A 22573-nucleotide genomic window follows, 5' to 3' on the forward strand; every position below is an offset into this window, starting at 1 on the left:
CTCGGGGCTTTAATTTTTATCACACTATTTTTTGTCGCAGACTGACTATCTGCTTCCCACGTCTAAAACCAACTTACTCGAGCACCGGGTTACTTTCTTCGGGTGTAAATTCGGGACTTGGCTTTAGTTGCGACAGGCTTGTTTTTGGCCAGTTTTAACACCGCTTTCTGTAATATTTGGTTGTTTGGATAAGTGATAAGGTTGCCGTTTTCGTGCTTGATCAACACATGAAACATGCTGATCTCTTGAATCTCACCGCTGATATCTTCATCTTTATCGACGACTTTGATCCGATCTCCGACGCGATATGGAAATACGAAGAAGATCAAAAAGCTTGCGGTGATATTACTCAGTATCGACCATTGGGCAATAAACGCGACCCCCAGGACTGCAAATATGGAGGATAGGAACAGTGATACATCACCGTACCCAATGCCAGTGACAATCGCAAAAGTGGATGCGGTCAGAAACAACAGTGCCACGTTAAAGCAACGCTGAATAAAGCTTAAGCGTGCCTTCTTTACCCCTTTCGATGAGGCTAGGTTTATGATGGCTCGGTTGGCAACTCTTTTCAGGATCCGATAAGTGATCAAGACAATGATGCCCATTAACACTTTATATCCAAGAGAGCCCTCGCTGAAATACTGGTTCACTTGATCCAGTTGGATCCAATCATTCATTTCTTCAACTCTATGGTACTAACAAACGGCTGTTATAGCGGATTTTTTACGCTAAGTAATCACAAATTTTTGTTTTGCTGGCATCAACCTTGTTTCAAGTCATGGGTGAGATTTGATGTATCTCTCATATCCGTCATGGAACCGAGTGAAGCGCATCATGACACCCGGAATTAACGTTTTTCTACTGCTAACCTAAGAGGAATCAGAGCAAATTATTTGTGTCGATTAAGCTTACGTTAACGGCTGAATAACCAAACAGGATTGAGAATAAGATAGCGTATATGGAAGAAGATGAAAAAGCGATTATGATGCTGGTTGTGATTGTTGGCTTAGTGCTGGTTTGGGTGTTCTTCGAAGAGCTTAACTATTTCGGGCTCAGATAAAGCAAGCCCCGCAAACGATCCGTTTACGGGGCGATATTGTCAGGTCTGCTTTCTAACTAGCTAACAGCACGCACTTTACCTTGCTTCAAATCGCTTAGTACCTGCGCTTTTGGACCATCCGCGATGATACTGCCTTTTTCCATAACGACAACACGATCAACAATATCGAGCATAGCGGTCTTATGAGTGATAAAAACCAGTGTCTCATTGCCTTTCAACTGCGATAACTGATGCTTTATGTGCATTTCAGAACGGTTATCCATGGCACTGGTTGGTTCATCCATCAGCAAAACCGGAGGATGGCCTAACAGTGCCCGAGCGATAGTCACGGCCTGTCTTTGACCTCCTGAAAGCATCGCACCACCTTCACCAACCTGACGCTCAAGCCCCGCAGGATCGGATTGGGTAAATGCCGTCACCCCGGCACGATTCGCTGCATCCATGACATCACGATCATCTGTCAGTGGACGGCCAAGTGTAATGTTGTCGCGTATCGACCCAAAGAACAAGGTTGGATCTTGTGGTACACAGCCAATATTACGACGTATATCGACGTGATGTAGCTGCGCTATATCGGTATCGTCAATGCGCACATGTCCCTCTGTAGGCTGATACAGCCCCATAATAAGGCGCTCTAATGTTGTCTTACCTGAGCCTATACGCCCGATAATGGCCACTTTCTCTCCGGGATTGATAGTTAGGCTTAAATCACGGATCGAGGCAACGGGTGAATTAGGGTAGTGGAAGGTGACACGTTCGAGTTCAATTTTACCCTGAACAATAGGACGATGAATGTAACGCTTTCCTTCCTCTTGCTCATCTGGCATCTCCATGACCTGATTAATGATGGTCATCGAGGATTTCGCTTGATTGTAGCGGGTCGATAGTAAAGAGAGTTGAATCATTGGGCTGATGGCCCGTCCACTCAGCATCGTTGCTGCGATCAAGCCACCCATTGTCAGCTCACCTTCTGCAATCAAGTAAACACCGAGAATTACCATACCGACATTACTACTTTGCTGCACGAAGCTCGCTGAGTTTTGGATACTGTCCGTGATACGTCGGCTTTTTATATTCCAGTTTGCCATGTGTGCAACGGCTTCTTCCCATCGGTACTGGAACTGGCTTTGAGCGCTGAGCATTTTTACCGTTTCTATTCCTGAGAGGCTTTCAATCAAATTGGCGTATTTTTGCGAAGCGAGACGCGATCCTTCTTCAATTGAACGTCGCAAAGGCTTTTGAATGATTAACGAGTGGATGATCAAAATAATGACACCGACCATAGGCACAAACACGAGGTTGCCAGTCATTAGCCAAATGATAACTAAAAACAGTATCGCAAATGGTAAGTCGATGAGGGCACTGACGGTTGCCGAAGTGAAGAATTCACGAATCGACTCAAACTCTTGCAAGTGACGGGCAAAGGCACCCACGGAAGGCGGTTTGGACTCCATTCGGATCCCCATCACTTTGCTAAACAGTTTAGAAGAAATCAGAATATCGGATTTTTTACCCGCAACATCAATGAAGTAGTTGCGTAGTGTCTTGAGAATGAAATCGAATAAGAAGACCACAAATACGCCGCTTGCCAGTACCCATAAGGTTTCAAAGGCAAGGTTGGGAATGACTTTGTCATACACCAGACGAGTAAACATTGGTGCGGCAATGGCGAAAATATTAATCAGTAGCGAGGCAATGAAGACATCACGGTAAATGCGTTTCGATTGCCATAAAGTCGACCAAAACCAGTGACCTTGATTGGTTTTGAGTACCTCTGGCGAGCGCTCGTCAAAACGGAACTGCTTTTTGACTAAAAAGTAGCGCCCAGCATATTGTTGAAGTAAGTCAGGTAGTGAAATGGAGATAGGCACCATTCCACTTTCTAAGGTGGTGACTTCCGCTTCTTGTGTTTCTGGGTTGAGGCTATTCAGTACACAAGAGTCACCATCTTTCAGTACTAATATTGCTGGCAGTATTAAGCTGGAGATACTCTCCAGCTCTCCACGGTTTTCTTTGGCGACCAACCCGGCTCTCTCTGCTGCTCTGGGAAGCAGAAACGGAGTGAGTTTGCCTTCTGAGAGCGGCAGTCCGTTAACCAGTGCTTCCGGTGAGTTAGCTAATCCATAGTAACGGCTAACGTAGATGAGCGAGTTCAGCAAAGGGTCTTTCATCGTAGTTTAACCTTCTATTCTTTGTCGACAATGAATCCTTGGAATACCTCTACAAAGTGCTCAGCAAGGAAATCCAACTGGATTTGAGTCTCGATACGCGATGCAATGGTTGTAATTCCCAAGTTATGCGCTGTACGAGAGATCGACGTCAGCGTAAATTTCTGCTTTTCATCGTGTAAGTTGTGCGTGAACAGATAATCGAGCTTCACGTAATTTGGGCGGAACTCCTGGATGTACTCCAGCGACTGGAAATTACGACCGTAGTTATCTACACCGAATATCGCTCCCGCCTGTCGAATAGCATTACACAACAACGCGGTGTGGTGAGGATGTTCGATAAAGCACTCTTCTGGAATCTCAAAGTGTAGCTTAGACGCGACCTCAGGGTGTTTTTCCAGCATGCTCGTTGTCCAACGGATAAAAGAAGGCTGAGATAAACTACTCTGAGCGATGTTGATTGCGACAGGGTCGGTTTGCTCTCCACGTTCTAGCAGGTTGATCATCGACTCGATCACGTATTGATCGAAAATGTTGGTCGCCTCTAGCTGCTCCAGAGCGAATAAGTATTGGTTTGCGCGGAATGTTTCGCCGTCTTTTTCAATACTAGAAAAGACTTCACTATGGAATACCTTGCCCCAGGTGTTTTTAGCATCCTGAAAGCGGAAGTGGATCCAGTCACTGTGAATGGCTTCTTCAACCAATGCCTTCCATTGCTGTTTACCCATCAGGTTAGATGGGGAATCACTCCCGATAAATCCATACGCTTTATCTGGCTGAGCTTTTGCTTTGGACAGGGCATTATCGACCATAGATAGCACTTCTGAGTGGGTTTTGTGGTCTTTACTGTGGGCAACACCGAGTGCCGCTTTGGGTTTAGCCAGACCCGTCGGATCGGTGTTTAGCCCATTGACACAGTTGACGATGCTGTCAGCCATAATGCGCAGCTCACTCTCATCCATATGTGGGAAAAGAAGGCCGAATTCGTCACTAGAGAGGCGGGCAATTGTTGCTCCCGGTACATCAATGGTATTTTTTAGACGCTGAGAAAGCTCTTTCACGTGGGCATCAGCGCGTTGGTAATCTTTAGTTTCGTAGATGTCGCCAATATATTCTGCATGGAGTAGGGCGATACCGCCTTGTGTCTCTTCTGCTAGCCATTGATCGATTTGGTTCATATAAAATGAGCGATTACCCAGTTTGGAGATTGGATCAAGATAAGCTTGAGCACGTAAACGCTGTGCTTCTTTCGCCTGTTCTTTAAATGACAACTCGATTTGAGCCGACATGGTGTTGATACCATCAACCACAGCAATCAAGTCTTTGGTTTTAGGACGAGTAAGTGGCTCACCAAACTGGTTATTGGCGATGTCATGCATTTTCTGCACGATGGCCGCTAATGGTCTCAGTGAACGTCGTAATATGTAGGAGATGGCAATTAACCCTACCAGAAAGAGAAGACTGAACGCGGATAACAGACCAACGAACCCTTTCCAGAGTTGTTCATAGGCCGCGCCTGGATGGCTGATTATCTCCACTTCGGCAAGCTGCATCCAACCACTGGTCACCACACGTTTGTCATGAATCGCTTTAAAGAGGTTTAAGTTAATAAACCATTGTGGCACTGAGCTCGGTTTGATTGGGTAAGTACGTACTATCTGGTAATCAGAGTCAAGCGATGTCAGACGTACAACCGAATAGGTGCTGCCATCAAACAGTGCATTGATTACCGACTCTACGGCGACCTTATCTCTGTCTTTCAGGTAAGGCGCTAATGCCAAACCAACCGTATTGATGGTGTTGTTGACCTCTGAACGCTGCTGTTGCTCCAGGCTGGTTCGAGTAGTGTTGAATTCAATTACGAATACTGATGCCATCAAGAGTATAAAGACCGTAACCATTCCCACTACTAGCTTCTTATATAGGGTCATGTTTTTCACTCGTCATAATTAATTTTAGGTTTTTTTAACTGCAACTTACGTTCGCGTGAGCGTAAGTCATTCCAAAGGCTCAAACGAGAGGCTTTCCCTGCCAGTTCTCCACTGCCAGCAGAAGATTTTATTAACCACAGGTTTGTACCATTAAAACTGTAAATCGGTAGCAAGTCGCGGCGATGAGAGGCTCTGACAATCTCTCCATTTATGTTGTCGAGAATGAGCGGCTCTGCACTGGCCGTCGGGTAATAGGCTAACACCATATGAAACTGATTCAGTTCAATAGCTTTAACGTATACCAAACGCATCTTAGAGTCAGGTACACCCAGTTCGAGTAATGAGAAATACTTCGCAATGGTGAAATCTTCACAGTCTCCAGCGTTACTGCCTAAGAATTCGAGGGGGGTTGCCCAGTAATCCGTTCTGCCCCAAAGCTTATTATCGTCAACGAAATACAGCTGATTAAAAAAGCGATTCACCCCCGCGAGTTTCTCATGGGTATCTGCGTTGCTTAGCTCGGTCAGTGTGTTTCTCCACGTACTGACACGCACTCCCGCTCGTTGGCCGTACACAGCCGTGACTTTATCGACCCATCGTTGCTCTTCTGTGTTTAACGCGCCAGTTTGGAGCGAAAGACAACTTATGCTAATTAGTAATGTGACTTTACTTTTAAATATGGGTTGCATATTAGATTTACGTCACAAGTGTACTCTTATATCGAGTTCGTCTGTGAGAAATAATTACTTTTTATTTAACAACTTACAAACTCTGCCCTTACGAACTCAATGTAAATTTAGAGTGCCCAGTGTCGTCTACTCCTTTAATGAGTTGGTTTTGGCTTTCAAAATTGGCTCAAGCAAGTATTCCAAAACCGTTCTCTTACCGGTAATGATATCGACAGATGCCGTCATGCCGGGAATAATCGGTAAATCAGCATCTTGACCGAAGCTTGTTTTGTCTGTGCGCACACGGACGATATAAAAACTATTGCCTTCGTCATCTTGAGTGGTATCCGCGCTGATATGTTCGAGCTCCCCTTCCAAACCTCCGTATTTGGTAAAGTCATAAGCAGTGAACTTTACAATCGCATGCAGGTCCGGGCGCAGAAATGCGATGTCTTTCGGGGCTATTTTGGCTTCTACCAATAAGGTATCTTCTGTCGGAACAATCTCAACGATATCCATTCCCGGTTGAATAACACCGCCAACGGTATTGACGTAAAGGGTTTTTATTTTGCCGGTCACTGGTGAGTTAACCACGGTACGATTGACTCGGTCTTCCAGGCCAACTGCCGACTCAACCAGTTCTGAAAGCTGGTCTTGCGCATTATTGAGTTTCTCTTGTTGTTCTGAACGGAACTGTAATGCGACATCAATGCGCTTGAGCATGGCTTCTCTCAACGCGGATTTGAGCACTGGAATTTTGAGCTCGCTGGAGGTCATTTCTCGGCGGGTATCATTGACCTGACGTTGCAGTTTTAACAGTTCAATACGCGGCACAACGCCTTCGTCTGCCAAGGGTTTAGTGATATCGAGCTCTTTACGCACATATTGATAGCTTTGACGTAAGTTCCGTACGCGAGCTTCGATCTCGACAAGGTCTTGCTGCTTTTGTTGGACTTGTTGATCGATGACGGAAAGCTGGTTGCGCAGATTATCTAAGTTTTCACGGTATTCTGCTTTTTGACGCTGCGCGAGTTGTGGCTGGCTTTCTTCTAACAAAGGAGGGAACGTCAGTTTGCCATAATCCAGAACGACGCTCTGCTTCCAGTTGTCTGTATCGAAATCTCGATTGACTTCCACACTGTTGATCGAGGCGGAAAGTTGCAGAACAGAGGCGGTTAAGTTCGCGACTTGCTGCTCTCGTTCACGAAAGTCGGAGCGAAATCGGGTGTCGTCAATTAACAGTAGCTGCTGACCTTTTTCGACCAGTTGACCCTCTTTGACTAAAATTTCTTTGACCAATCCGCCTTCCAGGTTTTGCACGACCTGAATCTGTGACGAAGGAATGACCTTGCCTTGACCAACCGTTACTTTATCGATTTGCGCCCAGGAAGCCCATCCAATAGCGGCAACAAAAAAAAGTACCATTACCCAAAGCATTAAACGTGCACTGTTGGGGGTATTGAGAAGCAAAGCTGCGGTTTTATCGTCGACAAAATCCAATTCATCAGTGCTGAGTTTGCTGTAATTATTTTGGCCCATCACATTCCCTGATCACCATGGCTCATTCTGTTTTTTGCTTGTATGACGGTTTACTGTTTTTCGGTTGTTTCGTGTCTTAGCGAATTGACCGAAGTGAAGGGGGTAACTCCCCGTTAACCACCTAATGTTATAGCGTACTTCAATAGGGCTCTGGGCGTAACTTCGTCGCTACAGAGCCTTGAACTGTGCTTTATCCAACTGATGTTTTTTTAGTTTGTCGTACAAGGTCTTGCGTGATACCTGTAATTCTAGTTGAACCTCTTTAAGTCTGCCTCTGTGCCGCTGCAATGCATCAATTAATAGACAATATTCAAAGTGTTCTGTGCGTTGCGTCATACTCTGAATTTCGATGCTTTTGTCGCTATTCCAGTCTTCGATACGAAAGGTATCGGGTTTCAGTGCGCGTAATTCAGCAAACCGACGCAGTTGTTTGATGTTTTCAGGCCAGGATAAATCCGTAATGTATTTGACCTCATCAAGACTGATATGTGGTGGCTGCAGTTGGTAGCGACTGGCTGCATGGCGTACGAAGTGCTTGTAAAGCGGGCCTATATCTTCTTTCCGCTCATCCAGGGTTGGTAAATGAATCAATGTAGCGATGTTTTTTATGTCTTTCTCTACGTGGGTTGCGGCTCCGAAAACACGTTCGAGTTTTGGGTGGTCAAATAGGCTCTGCCATTGTGCCAACGAGAGGCTCTCCGCACTATACACGTATAAGCTGCAGTGACTTTTCCCTTCGGTAAGATGATGAACGGTTTTCTCTAACGCTTCGATAGAGAGCTCTTGTAAGTCTTCTCCTGATGCGGCGATCAGTTCGCTGTCGGCTGTTGCGTGTATATCATGGGCAAATTGCGTCGCGAGCCTGCGACCTGTGCCATCTTCGCCAATGAAGATTAACGGTTGGCTTGTCGGTACGCTGATCAGTAAGCGGCGAATGTTGACCATCGCTTTACTGTGACCAATCATTTTGGGGCCAACGTGCGTTTGCATATCAAGCTCTTTCTTCAGCCAAATATTTTCTTGCAGTAGGTTCAGTTTATCGTCGGCATTATGCAGCGATTTCATTAATTGCTCGGTTGAAAATGGTTTTTCCAAAAAGTCGTACGCGCCACTTTTCATTGCTTCAACCGCGGTTTTTACATCTCCGTGCCCCGTTAATACGATAAATTGAAAGTGATTATTCTTGCTGAGCAAAGTTCTCATGAACTCCAGCCCATCCATCACGGGCATGTGAATATCAGTAATAATAACGGCCGGGGTGCTTGCATTGATCACACGTAAGGCTTCGACAGCATTGGGTAAGCAGGTTACTTCTACCCCTTCGATAAGTAAGGCTTGAGAAACCGCATCACGAATATGAGGCTCATCGTCTACGAAGAAAACTGGGTTATGCATGATCGTTTTCCATAATTTGAGGTGTTGTGTATTGCTCGGTTATTGGGATACTCACCACAAAGGTCATACCGCCGCGCTGCTCTGAAGTGACACTGCCATGATTAAAGGCACTAAGCGAACCATGATAGCTTTCTAAAATACGCTTAGAAATGGTTAAACCGAGTCCCAAGCCTTCGGGTTTAGTGGTAAAAAATGGATCGAATACTTTCGCTAATGCTTCGTCGGACATGCCAGGACCATTATCAGAAACCAGAATGTCGCAGATCGAGTCATGGCATTGAACAGCAATGGATATTTGCGGGTCGATACAATAGCCATCCATTGCCTGTGCGGCATTGTGAAAGATATTGATCAAGACTTGCTCTAACTCAACACTGTGAATCGCTAATCGCAAACGGTTGTCGATCTCGGGCACTTTCAACGTCACTCCCTGTTTGATCAGCTTACTGCTTAATATGCTGGTGGCATTGTGCACTGCGTCATGCAGTATCGACACTTCACTGTGCGGGTTTTGGCCGGTTTTACGGGTAAAGACTTTGAGCCGAGCAATGACCTCTGCAATGTTGTCATTCAGAGTGAGCATCTTGTCTAAGTTTTCTGTGACCATCGGGTAGCGTTCCAGTGCCAGTAAACGCTGTGAGTTCTCAGTGTATGTTCTTAATGCCGCTAAAGGTTGATTTATTTCATGATTGATACTGGCAGAAAGCTGTCCTAATAACGCCAGTTTCGCAGCTTGGGTCAGTTCTTGTTGTGTTTGCTTAAGCTCTTGTTGGCTTTGTTCATATTGGTGAATGGTTTGCTGCAGTTTTTGATTGGCTTCACTTAACACAACCGTGCGTTGTACTACTTTTTCTTCCAAACTGACATTTAGGTTCGCCAAGTGGGCTTTGTTGACCAGCATTTGAAACCAGGCCAGAGCAATCAAAGCGATCAGCGCGTACAAGATCAGATAAACGGCATCTGCCTGTATGACTGCGGCCAGAACCGTATCCTGATTAATCAGAGCGACAACGCGAAAGCCTTTATCTAATAGTTGAGTGGTATAGGCAAGATAATCAGTGGACAGCAAAAGCTGGTTGTCGGAAAAATCGGAGGTATTGCTTTGTGCAGTCAGTGCGCCATCGTACTTCGGTAGCGTATCGCCGTACTGACGGGTTTGCGATAGCTCATCAATAGCGGCAGGCGATAACGGGAACAGTGCTTTGTATCGCCACTCCGGTAAGTTACTCATGAAGACAACATTATGTTTATCTGCAATCAAAACATCTGTGCCATTTTGAGCGAGTCGTTTCTCCAACTGTTCCAAATTGACTTTAACGGTGATCACACCAACGACTTTGTCACCGACCCAAAGCGGTGAAGAGAAAAAATAACCGCGTTTATTCGATCGTACTCCTAGGCCAACATACTGAGCCTTTTGTCCGCTGCGTGCATTTTGAAAATAGGGACGAAAACTAAAGCTGGAACCGACAAACGAATCCGATTGCAGATAATTACTTGAAGCAATAACTAATCCGGTACTGTCATGCACATAAATGGTGTCCGCCAAACTCTGCTTTAACCAGTTGGCCAGCAAGACGTTGAGCTCATCAGATGCGACACCTCGTTCCACGGCTTTGAGTAGCCTTGGATCATGGCTTAAGAGATTTGGGATTTGCTCAAATTTAGCCAGTTCGTAGTCGACTTCTTGTGATACTAACGACGCTTGGTTTTTTAATTTTTGTTGCCATTGATCATGTTGATACTCTGTCGCGTAGTGATGAGTAAGAGCAAGTCCTGTGATGCCGATAGCAAACAGTAGCAATAAAAAGTGGCGAAGTGCTTTGGGATTGAGTAAGTTCACGTTTGGCTCACCTGGTGTAACGCTATCCCTGGTTGGGGGCTGCGAGAGAGATTTGGTTTCAGACGCATCAATTTTAGATAAATCATGATTTATCCGAGATTTAAACCCTGCATCTTTAAATCATTGGGTTACAGAAGTTACTTGGGGTATATATTATCAGAAGGTAACTGATGATGCTGTGAGGCGCAGCGATTACGAGGCATAACCATTAATGTCCTTGTATTTCCTTATTATCGAGCGCACAATCGACAAAAAATAGTGAAGGAGTAAAGATGGAACTTGCTGATATTCGTCGTGAATACACTAAAGGTGGTCTGCGTCGTAAAGATTTAGAGGCGGATCCAATTGATCAATTTAACCTTTGGCTACAGCAAGCGGTTGAAGCTGGTCTAACGGATCCTACCGCAATGACCGTTGCCACGGTGGACGAAAATGGGATGCCATTTCAACGTATTGTTTTGCTGAAAAATGTAGATAAAAATGGTTTTGTGTTTTACACCAACCTAGGAAGCCGTAAGGCTCAGCAACTTGAGCATAATAGTAACATCAGTCTGCATTTTCCTTGGCACCCTCTAGAGCGACAAGTTCACATCACTGGCGTTGCAGAAAAGCTAACGGCAATGGAAAACATGAAATACTTCGCGTCTCGTCCAAAAGAGAGCCAACTTGCTGCGATTGCCAGTAAGCAAAGTAGCCGTATTTCGGCTCGTGGCGTTTTGGAAGGAAAATTTATTGAGCTAAAACAGAAGTTTGCCAAAGGAGAAATTCCAGTGCCGTCATTTTGGGGTGGATTCCGAGTGAAACCTCAAAGCATCGAATTTTGGCAAGGTGGGGAGCACCGCCTACATGACCGGTTCTTGTTTTCACAACATGACGGTAAGTGGGATATCGATCGCTTGGCACCATAGCTCATCGCCATGAATTTACCAGATTGCAGAACACCGCCACGTCGGCGGTGTTTTGTTATCTATGAACCTGATCTTTCACCATTAAGCACAACAGAAAGTTGATGTTTGAGTAACGTCTTTGGTACCACAGAACCGTACCCTGCCTCCATCGCTTTATCTATCAACTCGTTTTTACTGTTCGCTTCAAACTTGTTTCGCAAGCGAGCGACATGACCTTCGACCGTTTTGGTAGAAATCCCCATCACTTGTGAAATGAACTGTGGTTTTTTTCCGTAAAGTAATAAGAAAAGCGTTTCTTGCTCGCGGTTGGTCAATTTCACTGGCTTAGCGTTCAGGCTCGAAAAACGGAAGATAGATTGCTGATTGAGATCGGTATCGATAGCCCGGCAAACCCAATATCCAACCTCGATGACAGCCGTATCGGTCAATTCTCGCCCGTAGAAAATGGTACCCAGCGTTTTTCCTTGTTCATCACGCCAAGGTGTTTTCGTAAAAATGTGGGCACGCCAGCGCCCGTCAGGGTAGGGATGAATATCAAGGATTTTCAACGGCTCGCCAGTCTCTAGTACATATTTATCCTGACGCTGAAACTCCTTCGCACACTCAGTGGTTGGGCTTAGCATGTCGAAGTCAGTCTTACCAATACACTCTTCGGGGCTGGTGTGACCGAGTAGCTCAGCATATTCCTGATTAACGTAACGAAACACGGAATCTCTATCTTTGCACCCCCAACAACCGGGAAGTTGTCGAAGAAGTGATTGTTCTATGTTATTGACTGGGATATTCACAAAAGGACTCACTACTTTCTGCCTAAGTCATCACAGGTTAATAAGATCACGTCGTAGTTTTTTGTTTATTTACACTAAGAGGTTCCCTTGATCATGCTTTCGTACTTCTCTATTGCTGCTAGCGTTGAGATTGGCGTGATTAAGATTACTCAGAACGATAGTTGACGTGAGGATACAGTTAAGCGGTCAATATGGTATCAGCTTATGCTATTGTTTTCATTTATAAAAAAAGCCAGCCTGAAGACGGGCTGGCAACACAAGATATTCTCTTGTTGATTTGTAGAAGAGGTGCTAATTCACTTAGCGAGGGCCAGCTAAGTCAATTAGAGGTATCAATCAGATACCCAGGGCTAAAGAGGGATGTGCCCCTTAGCTCTAGGACTAATGTATTGAATTGACGGAATATAAGTAAGGGGGGAAACCCCTCTATGCGTGCAATTGAATAATGACGTCGTGATTTCTTTTAGGCTCGCAGGTTAAATATTAACAAGCTCCGTTCACAGCTGAGGATCTTTACTCATCGTGTCGGTTGTATTGATTGATGTTTGCTATCTATCAGTTTTTATTAATAAAATTGGTTTGGCGTTGACCGTAGTTTAAACTAACATGATCATCGTTCCGGAACGATGATCATGCGATTTGGCTTGACCATGTTGATTTGATCTTGTCCGAATTAGTCCGTTGAAGATTTGCAAGCAACTCGAGAAGGTATATCATGCGTGCTTGTAAGCCTCACGCTTAAGATGACTGTGTGAAATGACTGATTCAGATAACCCGAAAGCACCGCTATATAAAGCCCCACTATATAAAGAAAGTATGCTGCCTCGTCCTGCAGAATTGATCACACTTCCATCTTACATGGAGTGCCATGATCATTCTTATACTCAGATAGTTATTGGGTTGAAAGGACAAGCCGAATTTGAAGTGCGTGGTCAGGGAAACCTCGTTGGGCCGGGTCAGGGATGCGTGGTCACTGCCAGCTCTGATCATGCTTTCGGAGGAGTGATAACTCAGTCAGATATTTTGGTACTCAATATGCCAAAACCAACCAATGATGATCCGGAAATGTTGGATAAACTCAACAATTTGGAGCGCTCGCACCTGTACTTTAAGCTTGATAGTCAAATTCAGAAGCTGATACAAATGCTGGTCCAGGAGATGCGTAGTCACCCAGAAGATCTGTTATTGAGCCGTGCTTGTCATGATACGGTCATCGCACTGATGCAGCGTCATATCTCAGCTTTTGAAACCAGCCGCAAAGAATCTCGTTTTGATCTGGAAGTGATCGATCGTTATATCGAGCAGAATTTAAGTCACAAGATCAGTGTTGCACAACTTGCTGGTCGAGTATTCTTAGGTGAAAGCCAGTTCCACTGTCTGTTTAAAGAGCAGATGGGGATTACGCCTCATCAGTATGTGTTAGGTAAACGGATTGATATGGCGCGAGAGTTAATCAATCAAGGCCAGCTGTCACTCGGTCAAATTGCAGAGTTCACTGGTTTTTCCAACCAAAGCACATTCACCCATACTTTCACTCGTCTTCAGGGATTATCGCCTTCCCAATATAAGAAACAGATTGGATAAATTCCAAAGATTTTTACTCAAGACCATGCTTTTAGCATGGTTTTTTGTTTTGTATTAGTGTGATTTAGATCTCTTTTCTCTCCATTTTTCATCAAGTTGTCGTTTCGAACAACAATCTATCCTGAGTTATTCCGTTTGAACGATAACTTTACGAACAATATTATTGATATCGTTGGTCTTTTGTTGTCAATAATCCAGAAAAATTAAATTTTACAACACAAAATATTACCTTTTTGAGCGTGATTGTGTGGATGTTTTGTTATAAAAGCGAGTTTTTAGCAAAAATGCCGTAGTTTTTGACAAGTATTCTTGTCGGCCTCAAAATACACTGCCAGCCATTGATGATCCTCGAAGCGGTTTTCGAGGAGTGAGATTGAGGAATACACATGTTTACAGCTACGAACGTGTTGACACCGGAATTTATCGAGCAGCCGCTTGATAAGTTGTGGTCACTGATCTCGCCATTGTATATGGTGGACGAGTCTCAATGGCTAGAGCAACTGTTGCCGCTAGCGACGCCGACAGAGGAAGAAAAATCGGCGATCACTATCCAAACGACCCAACTTATCGAAGCGATTCGTGCCGATAAGAAGTCAATCCAGATGATTGATGCCCTGCTGCTGGAATACAGCTTAGATACTCAAGAAGGTATCTTGCTGATGTGTCTTGCAGAAGCATTAATGCGTATCCCTGACTCTTCGACCGCTGACGCGTTGATCAAAGATAAACTGAGTGTTGCAGACTGGAAATCACATCTGAAAAGCTCGGATTCTGTGTTTGTGAATGCATCAACATGGGGTCTTATGCTGACAGGCAAAGTGGTTGGTCTTGGTGAAAAAGGCAGCCAGAGCCCCAGTCAGGCTGTAAACCGCCTGGTGAACAAATTCTCTGAACCTGTGATCCGTAAAGCCATGTATCAGGCGATGAAGATCATGGGTTACCAGTTTGTTCGTGGCCGCACAATTGAAGAAGCGCAAAAAAATGGTCGCCCAATGCGTGACAAAGGTTTCACTTACTCATTTGATATGTTGGGTGAAGCGGCGCTAACTACCGCCGATGCGAACAAATACTTCAAAGATTACTTAATGGCGATCGAAGCAGTAGGTCGAGAGAACGTTCTTAGAAGTAAAGAGCGCAGCGATACCAGCCCAGCACCTTCTATTTCTATTAAGCTTTCTGCGCTTCACCCGCGTTATGAAGTCGCTAACGAAGAGCGTGTAATGACCGAGTTGTACGACTCGTTAATGCAGTTGCTAAAACGTGCGATTGAAGTGGATGTAGCGATTACGATTGATGCAGAAGAAGCCGATCGTCTTGAGCTTTCTTTAAAACTATTTGAGAAAGTCTACCGCAGCGACCTAGTGAAAGGCTGGGGCAAGTTTGGTCTGGTCATTCAGGCATACTCGAAGCGTGCTCTTCCTGTATTGGTATGGATAAATGCGCTAGCGAAAGAGCAGGGCGACCTTATCCCATTGCGCTTAGTTAAAGGCGCTTACTGGGACAGTGAAATTAAATGGTCACAACAAGCTGGTTATGACAACTACCCAGTGTATACCCGCAAAGAAGCGACAGACGTGGCGTACCTTGCTTGTGCCCGCTTCCTACTAAGTGAAGGCGTACGTGGCAACATTTTCCCGCAGTTCGCGAGTCATAATGCGCACACTGTGACGGCAATTGCAGTCATGGCTCAGCACAAAGATTACGAATTCCAGCGTCTGCACGGCATGGGTGATTCTCTGTACAACCATGTGATGGAAAAATACGGTCAGCCTGTGCGCATCTATGCACCAGTTGGTAACCATGCAGACCTACTTCCTTACCTCGTTCGTCGTTTGTTAGAAAACGGTGCGAACAGTTCGTTTGTACACCGTTTGGTTGATGCTCGCTGCCCTATTTACGAGCTAACACATCACCCTGTTGATGTGCTTACTAGCTTTGAAACTCTGCATAACGACAAAATCCCAATGCCATCAGGTATTTTCCCTGAGCGTAAGAATTCTTACGGTGTGAACGTTGATATCGACAGCGAAGCCAAGCCATTTGAAGCTCAAGTTGAAAGCTTCATGGAAAATCAGTGGGTAGCTGGCCCAGTGATCAATGGTGAGCGTTCTGCCGAAAGCATGATCAAGGATAATGCGGCAGAGATCATCACTGCCCCATACGATCGCCGCATTGAAGTGGGTAAAGTGGCATTTGCTACTCTTGATCATGTTTCCGCAGCGATCCAGGCGGCACAGAATGCTTTCCCTGAGTGGAAAGGCACCGCGATTGAGCAGAAAGCGCAGTGTTTAGAAAAGCTGGCTGACTTAATGGAAGAAAACCTCGCTGAGCTGGTGGCTATTTGTCACAAAGAAGCAGGTAAGACTATCCATGACAGTATCGATGAAGTTCGTGAAGCGGTTGATTTTTGCCGTTACTACGCGAAACAAGCACAAAACCTGCAGCCATTTGAACTAGAAGGTTTTGACGGTGTTAAACGTATTTCGTGCCGTGAAGGTTTGGGTGTATTTGTTTGTATCAGTCCATGGAACTTCCCTCTGGCGATTTTCCTAGGTCAGGTCACAGCGGCACTGGTTGCGGGTAACACAGTGGTAGCGAAACCTGCAGAGCAAACCAGCTTGATCGCAGCTCGTGCGATTGAACTGATGCTGCAAGCAGGCTTCCCTGCTGGTGTTATTCAATTGCTTCCTGGTCGTGGTAGTGAAATTGGTCATGCACTGACTTCTCACGATGCGATTGCTGGTGTGGCATTTACCGGATCGACAGCAACTGCACAGCGTATCAACGTGACGTTGGCAGAGCGCACAGCGAAACCTGTTCCGTTTATCGCAGAAACGGGCGGTCAGAACGCCATGATCGTCGACAGTACGGCACTGCCTGAGCAGGTTGTGCGTGATGTAATTCGCTCTGCGTTTGCATCTGCTGGTCAACGTTGTTCAGCCTTACGTGTGCTATTCGTACAGGCGGACGTGGCAGATCGCATTATCAACCTTATCCAAGGTGCGATGAATGAACTTGATGTTGGTTTGCCATACTTGCATAAAACCGATGTTGGTCCGGTTATCGACCAAAATGCGAAACAAAAACTCCAGGCTCACATTGAGCACATGGCGAAAACGCAAAAGAAAGTCGCTGAGCTACAGTTGAATGAGGCGTGTCAGTACGGTGATTTTGTATCACCAAGTGCGTTTGAAATCTCAGGCATTGATGTGCTGAAAGAAGAGCAATTTGGCCCAATTCTACACATTGTTCGCTTTAAAGCGTCTGAATTACCAAACGTTGTTGAGCAAATCAACCAAACGGGTTTTGGTCTGACCATGGGTATCCATAGTCGTAACGAAACCACTTACCGTTGGATTGAAAAACACGCTCGTGTTGGTAACTGCTACATCAACCGAGATCAAGTTGGTGCCGTAGTAGGTGTTCAACCTTTTGGTGGTCAAGGCTTGTCTGGTACTGGCCCGAAAGCGGGTGGTCCGCACTACTTGTACCGCTTTACTCAACAAACTTTTTCTCAACGAACAGTTGCTCAAGCAGAAAACGCATAAGGAGTCGCATTATGGTTCATCAGATCACAGTTTTTAAAGATGCATTTTCTGCGTGGGAACAGTGGAATCTGACCGATTTTGATTACAAATGCGAGCATGCGCTGGCATTTAAATCTGCACTTGAAGGGCAGAATGCTACCGTAGCAAAAGTGGTTTCATTCCATTTGCAACAGGCGTCAGCACTTCTTGCAGACACTCATCAGTTAGTAGGGCCTACTGGTGAAACTAACGAGCTGTATGCCGCAGGTCGTGGCGTGGCTTTGGTGATTTGTGAAAACAATACCGAAAATACGTCTAATGCGTTGTACAGTGCCTTTGCAATGATCACCTGTGCCTTAATTGCGGGTAACAGTGTTGTGATTTGCAGTGACAATATCGAGCTAAACCAACTGGTTACACAAGCGATATCGTCGACTAACCTCCCATCTAACTTAGTCCAGGTTGTTGCGTATGATGCCTCAGCACCGTTGCTTGAGAGTGATGTACGTAGTGTGGGTTATGTTGGGTTTTCTAAGGTTGAGCATGCGCTCAATCTTCAACTGGCTAAGCGCGATGGTGCCATCGTCGGCTTAGTTTCTGAAACGGATTTAGAGTCACCGACATTGGCTCATGATCCTCATCTGTCGTTACGCTTTATTACTGAGCGTACTCGAACGATAAATATTACCGCGGTGGGTGGTAACGCAACTCTACTCGAGCTGGGGAACGAAACTCACTAACCTAACTTGTGACACCAATTTGGAATAACTTTTCTGAGAGCCGTTTCGGGTTGGTGTCTCTTGCTTTGACGTATTGCTGAGATGGCAAAATATCAAAGAAGGCAAGGAAGGAAATAATTATAACGAGGACTATCAAATGATAGAAAATAGCTTTGCTATCACGTCCACTTTTGTGGCGTATTTATTAATCATGGTTGCCATTGGCGTTATCGCGTATAAAAGGACTGCCAACTCATCTGATTACTTCCTGGGTGGCCGTAGCCTAGGTCCGTGGCCAGCTGCGTTATCTGCAGGTGCTTCAGACATGAGTGGCTGGCTGCTACTTGGCCTGCCAGGTTACGCGTATGCTGCGGGTATCGAGGCACTTTGGCTAGCAGGCGGTCTGCTTGTTGGTACATGGGCGAACTGGTTAATCAGTGCAAAGCGTCTGCGTACTTATAGTATCCAGACTGACGCGCTGACATTGCCAGAGTTCCTGTCACGTCGTTTCAACGACAACTCAAAACTGATCCAGACAATCTCTGCGTTTTTCATTCTTCTATTTTTCCTTTTCTACACCAGCTCAGGTTTGGTAGCAGGGGGCAAACTGTTTGAAACAGTATTTGGTCTAGATTACACCTATGCGGTTGTCATCGGTACAGTATGTGTGGTTTCTTACACGCTATTCGGCGGCTTCCTGGCGGTATCCTGGACAGACTTAGTACAAGGCTTGTTGATGGCTGCGGCACTTATGGTAGTACCGGTTGCCGTGATGGACGGTGGTTTCAGCCAGCTTTCATCTGATATGCATAACATCAACCCTGAACTACTTACGCTATGGAGTGATGTGAAAGGTGAGCCTCTATCGGCTATCGCGATCATCTCTCTGGCTGCTTGGGGTTTGGGTTACTTTGGTCAGCCTCACATCCTGGCGCGCTTTAAAGCGACTCGTTCAAATAAAGACCTGACGACGGCACGCCGTATCGCTGTTGGCTGGACTGCGCTATCCATGGCGGGTGCAATGCTAGTCGGTCTTGTTGGCCTTGTTTGGGTTGGCGGTCATTCTGGTGTGCAATTAGAGGATGGAGAGAAAATCTTCATGCTACTGGTAAATACGGTATTCCACCCAGTTATCGCAGGTATCCTACTTGCAGCGATTCTTGCAGCGGTAATGAGTACAGCAGACTCTCAGCTTTTGGTTTCTTCTTCAGCACTAGCAGAAGATTTCTACAAGCAAGTATTTAAACCAGGCGCATCTTCAGAAGAAATCGTAATGGTTGGCCGTGTAGGCGTGATCGTGATTTCTCTGCTTGCTCTATTCTTGGCAATGACACCGGACAGCTCAGTACTCGGACTTGTATCTTACGCTTGGGCTGGCTTTGGTGCCGCATTTGGCCCGGCAGTAGTACTTAGCCTTTACTGGAGCGGTATGAACCGTAACGGCGCTCTTGCAGGTATTCTGGTTGGTGGTGTGACTATCGTTGTATGGAAACAGCTATCAGGCGGTTGGTTCGATGTGTACGAAATCGTACCGGGCATCATCTTCTCGACACTGGCTATTATTGTTGTCAGTAAAATGACGGGTGGCGCAGCGCATGACGTACTGGAGCAACACAAGTCATACAAACAGAAGTTGATTGATTTGGACTAATTTCTAGTAATAGATGAAACCAGTAAAGCTCGCTTCAAAGCGGGCTTTATTTTTATCTGAATTTTGCACCTGAACATTCAGAGATTCTCTCCGCACTTTTACTCTTCTCTCCATCTATGTTCTGAGAACTCCTCCTCAAAAGGCAACCGTCCTTTTCCCTTTATAGGGCATTCGTTAGCTTCTTACTGGCAATTTAGGATGTAGTCTAACGCTTCTATATCATTGAATGAAAAGTGAAAGTTAGCACTAAATACGTAGTTAACAGTGTAAATTTTTCACTTAAAGTCGCTGGGAAAGGGCGAATATTTGCGATTAGCTTTGGAAATGCACATGAAAATAGTCATGTTCAACAATTAGTTATACGCCTTTTGTCATGTTCTGACAGTAATTGGCATTAATTTTTACAAATCAACAACAAAAATTGACATCTGAGCAATGTCTCAATTTTATAAATACATTACCCTGTTTTTTGGAGGTAGGACACAAAAAACAAAAGGGTATTTTTTAATGTGGAATTATTTTGAACAAAATATGTCAATTATCAGTAGCACAGAAAAAATTGGGAGAAAAAAGAAATGCCGGATATTTATTGCTCAGCTTGCAGAAAGTCGACTCAACACAAAGTCATCATGAGACGTTGTGAGTCACAGCCAGTTGAAACCCTGACTGGCAAAGTCCTGAGCTTTACACAGTTGATGGCGAAGTTTGTTTCGGGAGAACATTATTACGAGATGGAACCTCAGTACTACTGTCGTAGTTGTAATCACCGAGCCGTCGGTGAAGTAGTTCCTCATCCAGCAAGACAAACGTCCGCAATTATGTAACAAAGCGGGTATTTTCAGGTTAAAGTACGCTATCCCTGAATGAGCGTCGAGTAGTTAACGCGAGTACATTTAGGCCTTAGAGTTTTGTGTCTTTATTAAACGGTGATGTAGAGCTATTGGCTCTTCTACATGGTTTAAATAACTCACAGTCTCTACCTCTCTGTTTTTTCTCTGTATCGGGCTAAAAACGTGCGTTTCTGTTCTATTTTTCTTTTTGTGCGTCGCATAGGGCCATGCCACAAGAGCGGCTATCCCGATCGTGAACACGTTGTCCCATATCTCTGTATCTTCTCATTCAGTGTTTTACTGCGCTATTTTTCGTTAATTCAATTATTGTGATTGGCACAAGTGATGGTGGATGCGCTCTTTGTGTCTGCTTTTTAGACGTGGCCAATACAAAAATAAAGCGGGTTTCACACGTTGTTCATTTGTCAGTTTGCAAATGAGTCACTAACGATTATTGTGAGTCTCCGTATGATATGACTAGGGTGTGGTTGATGAGTTATCAATTGGACAGGATTGATTTACATATTTTGAGAGTGCTTCATTCACGAGGCCGAATTCCAGTTGTTGAACTAGCAAAGCAGATAAATTTAACGACGTCGCCATGTTCTGATCGGGTTAAAAGACTAGAGAAAGAAGGCTACATCAATGGCTATCATGCCGAGCTCAATGCGGAAAAGTTGGGACTAGACGTGCAAGTGTTCATTCACATTCGTCTGGATCAAACCAGCTTCTCGATATTTGAGAAATTCGCCAAGGCGGTTGAACTAATGCCAGAAATTGAAGAGTGCTATTCACTCTCTGGTGACTTCGATACCATGATAAAAGTTCGCGTCAAAAGCATGAAAGCGTATCAGGAATTTATGTCGAATAAGCTTGGAACATTACCAGGCGTGATTCAGACACGCAGTGAAGTGGTGATTGAAGAACATAAATCCGGATTTGGTGTGAACCCAGAGCTGTTGGGTTAGTTTTAGTTAGTCAGTCGCAATAAAAAAGGAGCTATTGAGCTCCTTTTTTGATTTTGCATGGAATAATCCCTGATTAGCCACTGATTAAGGTTGTGAGAACACCTATCAGACCACCAAACACGCCACCCCAGACAACAAGCCAACCTAGGTGCTGTTTAATCATTTTCTGCACCATTTCTTTCACTAATGCCGGCGTCAGTTCGCTGAGACGTTGATCAATAATGCTTTCGATGTTTTGCTTGATTTCGTCCATCATGGCAGGTGACTCAAACTGTTCTTTCAATGCTTCTTTTACTGAGTCGCTTTGGCTTAGCTCAACTAACGATTCCTGCATCTTCTCAACGAAAGGTTGTTTCATCGGCTGAAGTGCCTCTGCGCCGCCAAACATAGCCAACATGCCACCAAACTGAGAGCCTTCGATGACTTCCACCAAAGAATCAAAAGCAGGACTGAAATCTACTTTATTAATCACTGGCTGAAGATTGATGCTCGCACCGCCCGCCATCTCTTTGTTCAAGAATCGGTCGATATTGGCTTCAGTAAAGAATTGTTCCATCATCAGGTTCTTAATCGCGAGCTTAAACTCTTCAAATCGTGCCGGAATGACACCAGATCCGTATAACCCGGGTACTTTCTCAAACAGCATGTGAATGGCCAGCCAGTTGGTAATGGCGCCGGAGAATGCGAACAAACCCGCATACCAAAGATAGTTGTTTTGAAGTTGATGGCCAGCTCCCATCAATACCATAGCGAGGACATTGGTTAACAAACTTTTGTTCATAGTGACCTGTAATGTATGAATTTAGCAGTGAAACAAGTGGACGTGATTCTATACCCAAATAACCTCGAGATGCTAGGTTCAGCGAGAATGACTTGGTTTACAGACGTGGCAACGAGTTGAATGTTCGATCATTGTTCGGCGGGCTGGTGGTCTGGTTAAAAAATAAAACCCGACAATCATTGCCGGGTCACTGCTTTTTCTTAGAAAACC

The 22573-nt window shown here is 45.0% G+C and carries 16 protein-coding genes; 7 read left to right on the forward strand and 9 right to left on the reverse strand.

Annotated elements, in window-relative coordinates; genetic code table 11:
* Positions 1-89: 89 nt before the first annotated feature.
* From RXX31_RS11345 to RXX31_RS11375, 7 genes are all read right to left on the reverse strand, one after another.
* The gene (locus tag RXX31_RS11345) at positions 90-680 is read right to left on the reverse strand and encodes a mechanosensitive ion channel family protein (protein ID WP_317589450.1); all 591 of its coding nucleotides are present in this window, start codon (positions 678-680) and stop codon (positions 90-92) included.
* Between the two features lie 439 nt (positions 681-1119).
* Positions 1120-3234 (reverse strand): type I secretion system permease/ATPase, encoded by a 2115-nt coding sequence (locus RXX31_RS11350; protein WP_317589452.1) that lies wholly within the window; start codon positions 3232-3234, stop codon positions 1120-1122.
* 14 nt (positions 3235-3248) lie between these two features.
* Positions 3249-5162, reverse strand: a complete 1914-nt coding sequence (locus tag RXX31_RS11355) for a LapD/MoxY N-terminal periplasmic domain-containing protein (protein ID WP_317589453.1) — start codon at positions 5160-5162, stop codon at positions 3249-3251.
* A 5-nt stretch (positions 5163-5167) separates the two neighbouring features.
* Positions 5168-5851, reverse strand: coding sequence for a transglutaminase-like cysteine peptidase (locus RXX31_RS11360; protein ID WP_317589454.1), 684 nt, complete (start codon positions 5849-5851; stop codon positions 5168-5170).
* A gap of 126 nt (positions 5852-5977) precedes the next feature.
* A complete protein-coding gene (locus tag RXX31_RS11365; RefSeq protein ID WP_317589455.1) occupies positions 5978-7369 on the reverse strand; it encodes an HlyD family type I secretion periplasmic adaptor subunit in 1392 nt (463 codons plus the stop codon).
* 168 nt (positions 7370-7537) lie between these two features.
* Positions 7538-8764, reverse strand: a complete 1227-nt coding sequence (locus tag RXX31_RS11370) for a sigma-54-dependent transcriptional regulator (protein WP_317589456.1) — start codon at positions 8762-8764, stop codon at positions 7538-7540.
* Positions 8757-10607, reverse strand: a complete 1851-nt coding sequence (locus RXX31_RS11375; RefSeq protein WP_317589457.1) for an ATP-binding protein — start codon at positions 10605-10607, stop codon at positions 8757-8759. The genes RXX31_RS11370 and RXX31_RS11375 overlap by 8 nt, the downstream gene beginning before the upstream one ends.
* A 272-nt stretch (positions 10608-10879) precedes the next feature.
* Here RXX31_RS11375 and pdxH point away from each other — a divergent pair, with 272 nt between their 5' ends.
* Positions 10880-11515, forward strand: a complete 636-nt coding sequence (gene pdxH, locus RXX31_RS11380; protein WP_317589458.1) for a pyridoxamine 5'-phosphate oxidase — start codon at positions 10880-10882, stop codon at positions 11513-11515.
* Positions 11516-11574: 59 nt separating this feature from the next.
* On the opposite strand, the gene RXX31_RS11385 is transcribed toward pdxH, so the two are convergent.
* Positions 11575-12303 carry a PAS domain-containing protein gene (locus RXX31_RS11385; protein WP_317589459.1) on the reverse strand — a complete coding sequence of 243 codons (729 nt, stop codon included), beginning with the start codon at positions 12301-12303 and terminating at the stop codon, positions 11575-11577.
* Positions 12304-13059: 756 nt separating this feature from the next.
* On the opposite strand from RXX31_RS11385, the gene RXX31_RS11390 reads away from it, so the two are divergent.
* The 6 genes from RXX31_RS11390 (at position 13060) to RXX31_RS11415 (ending at position 21582) form a co-directional block, all read left to right on the forward strand.
* Positions 13060-13887 (forward strand): helix-turn-helix domain-containing protein, encoded by an 828-nt coding sequence (locus RXX31_RS11390; protein WP_411197977.1) that lies wholly within the window; start codon positions 13060-13062, stop codon positions 13885-13887.
* 386 nt (positions 13888-14273) lie between these two features.
* Complete coding sequence (gene putA / locus RXX31_RS11395) at positions 14274-17435, forward strand: bifunctional proline dehydrogenase/L-glutamate gamma-semialdehyde dehydrogenase PutA (RefSeq protein WP_317589460.1); 3162 nt, start codon at positions 14274-14276, stop codon at positions 17433-17435.
* A gap of 11 nt (positions 17436-17446) precedes the next feature.
* The gene (locus RXX31_RS11400; RefSeq protein ID WP_317589461.1) at positions 17447-18154 is read left to right on the forward strand and encodes a 1-pyrroline-5-carboxylate dehydrogenase; all 708 of its coding nucleotides are present in this window, start codon (positions 17447-17449) and stop codon (positions 18152-18154) included.
* A 136-nt stretch (positions 18155-18290) separates the two neighbouring features.
* The gene (gene putP / locus RXX31_RS11405; protein WP_317589462.1) at positions 18291-19784 is read left to right on the forward strand and encodes a sodium/proline symporter PutP; all 1494 of its coding nucleotides are present in this window, start codon (positions 18291-18293) and stop codon (positions 19782-19784) included.
* Positions 19785-20359: 575 nt separating this feature from the next.
* Complete coding sequence (locus tag RXX31_RS11410) at positions 20360-20608, forward strand: hypothetical protein (RefSeq protein WP_317589463.1); 249 nt, start codon at positions 20360-20362, stop codon at positions 20606-20608.
* Positions 20609-21105: 497 nt separating this feature from the next.
* Entirely contained in the window at positions 21106-21582 is a 477-nt protein-coding gene (locus tag RXX31_RS11415) for an Lrp/AsnC family transcriptional regulator (RefSeq protein WP_317589464.1), read from the forward strand.
* Positions 21583-21655: 73 nt separating this feature from the next.
* Here the strand turns inward: RXX31_RS11415 and RXX31_RS11420 are convergent, their stop codons facing one another.
* The gene (locus RXX31_RS11420) at positions 21656-22363 is read right to left on the reverse strand and encodes a DUF445 domain-containing protein (protein ID WP_317589465.1); all 708 of its coding nucleotides are present in this window, start codon (positions 22361-22363) and stop codon (positions 21656-21658) included.
* Positions 22364-22573: the final 210 nt, after the last annotated feature.

Origin of the sequence: Vibrio sp. EA2 (genome assembly GCF_033042495.1) — a bacterium.
Taxonomy (GTDB): domain Bacteria; phylum Pseudomonadota; class Gammaproteobacteria; order Enterobacterales; family Vibrionaceae; genus Vibrio.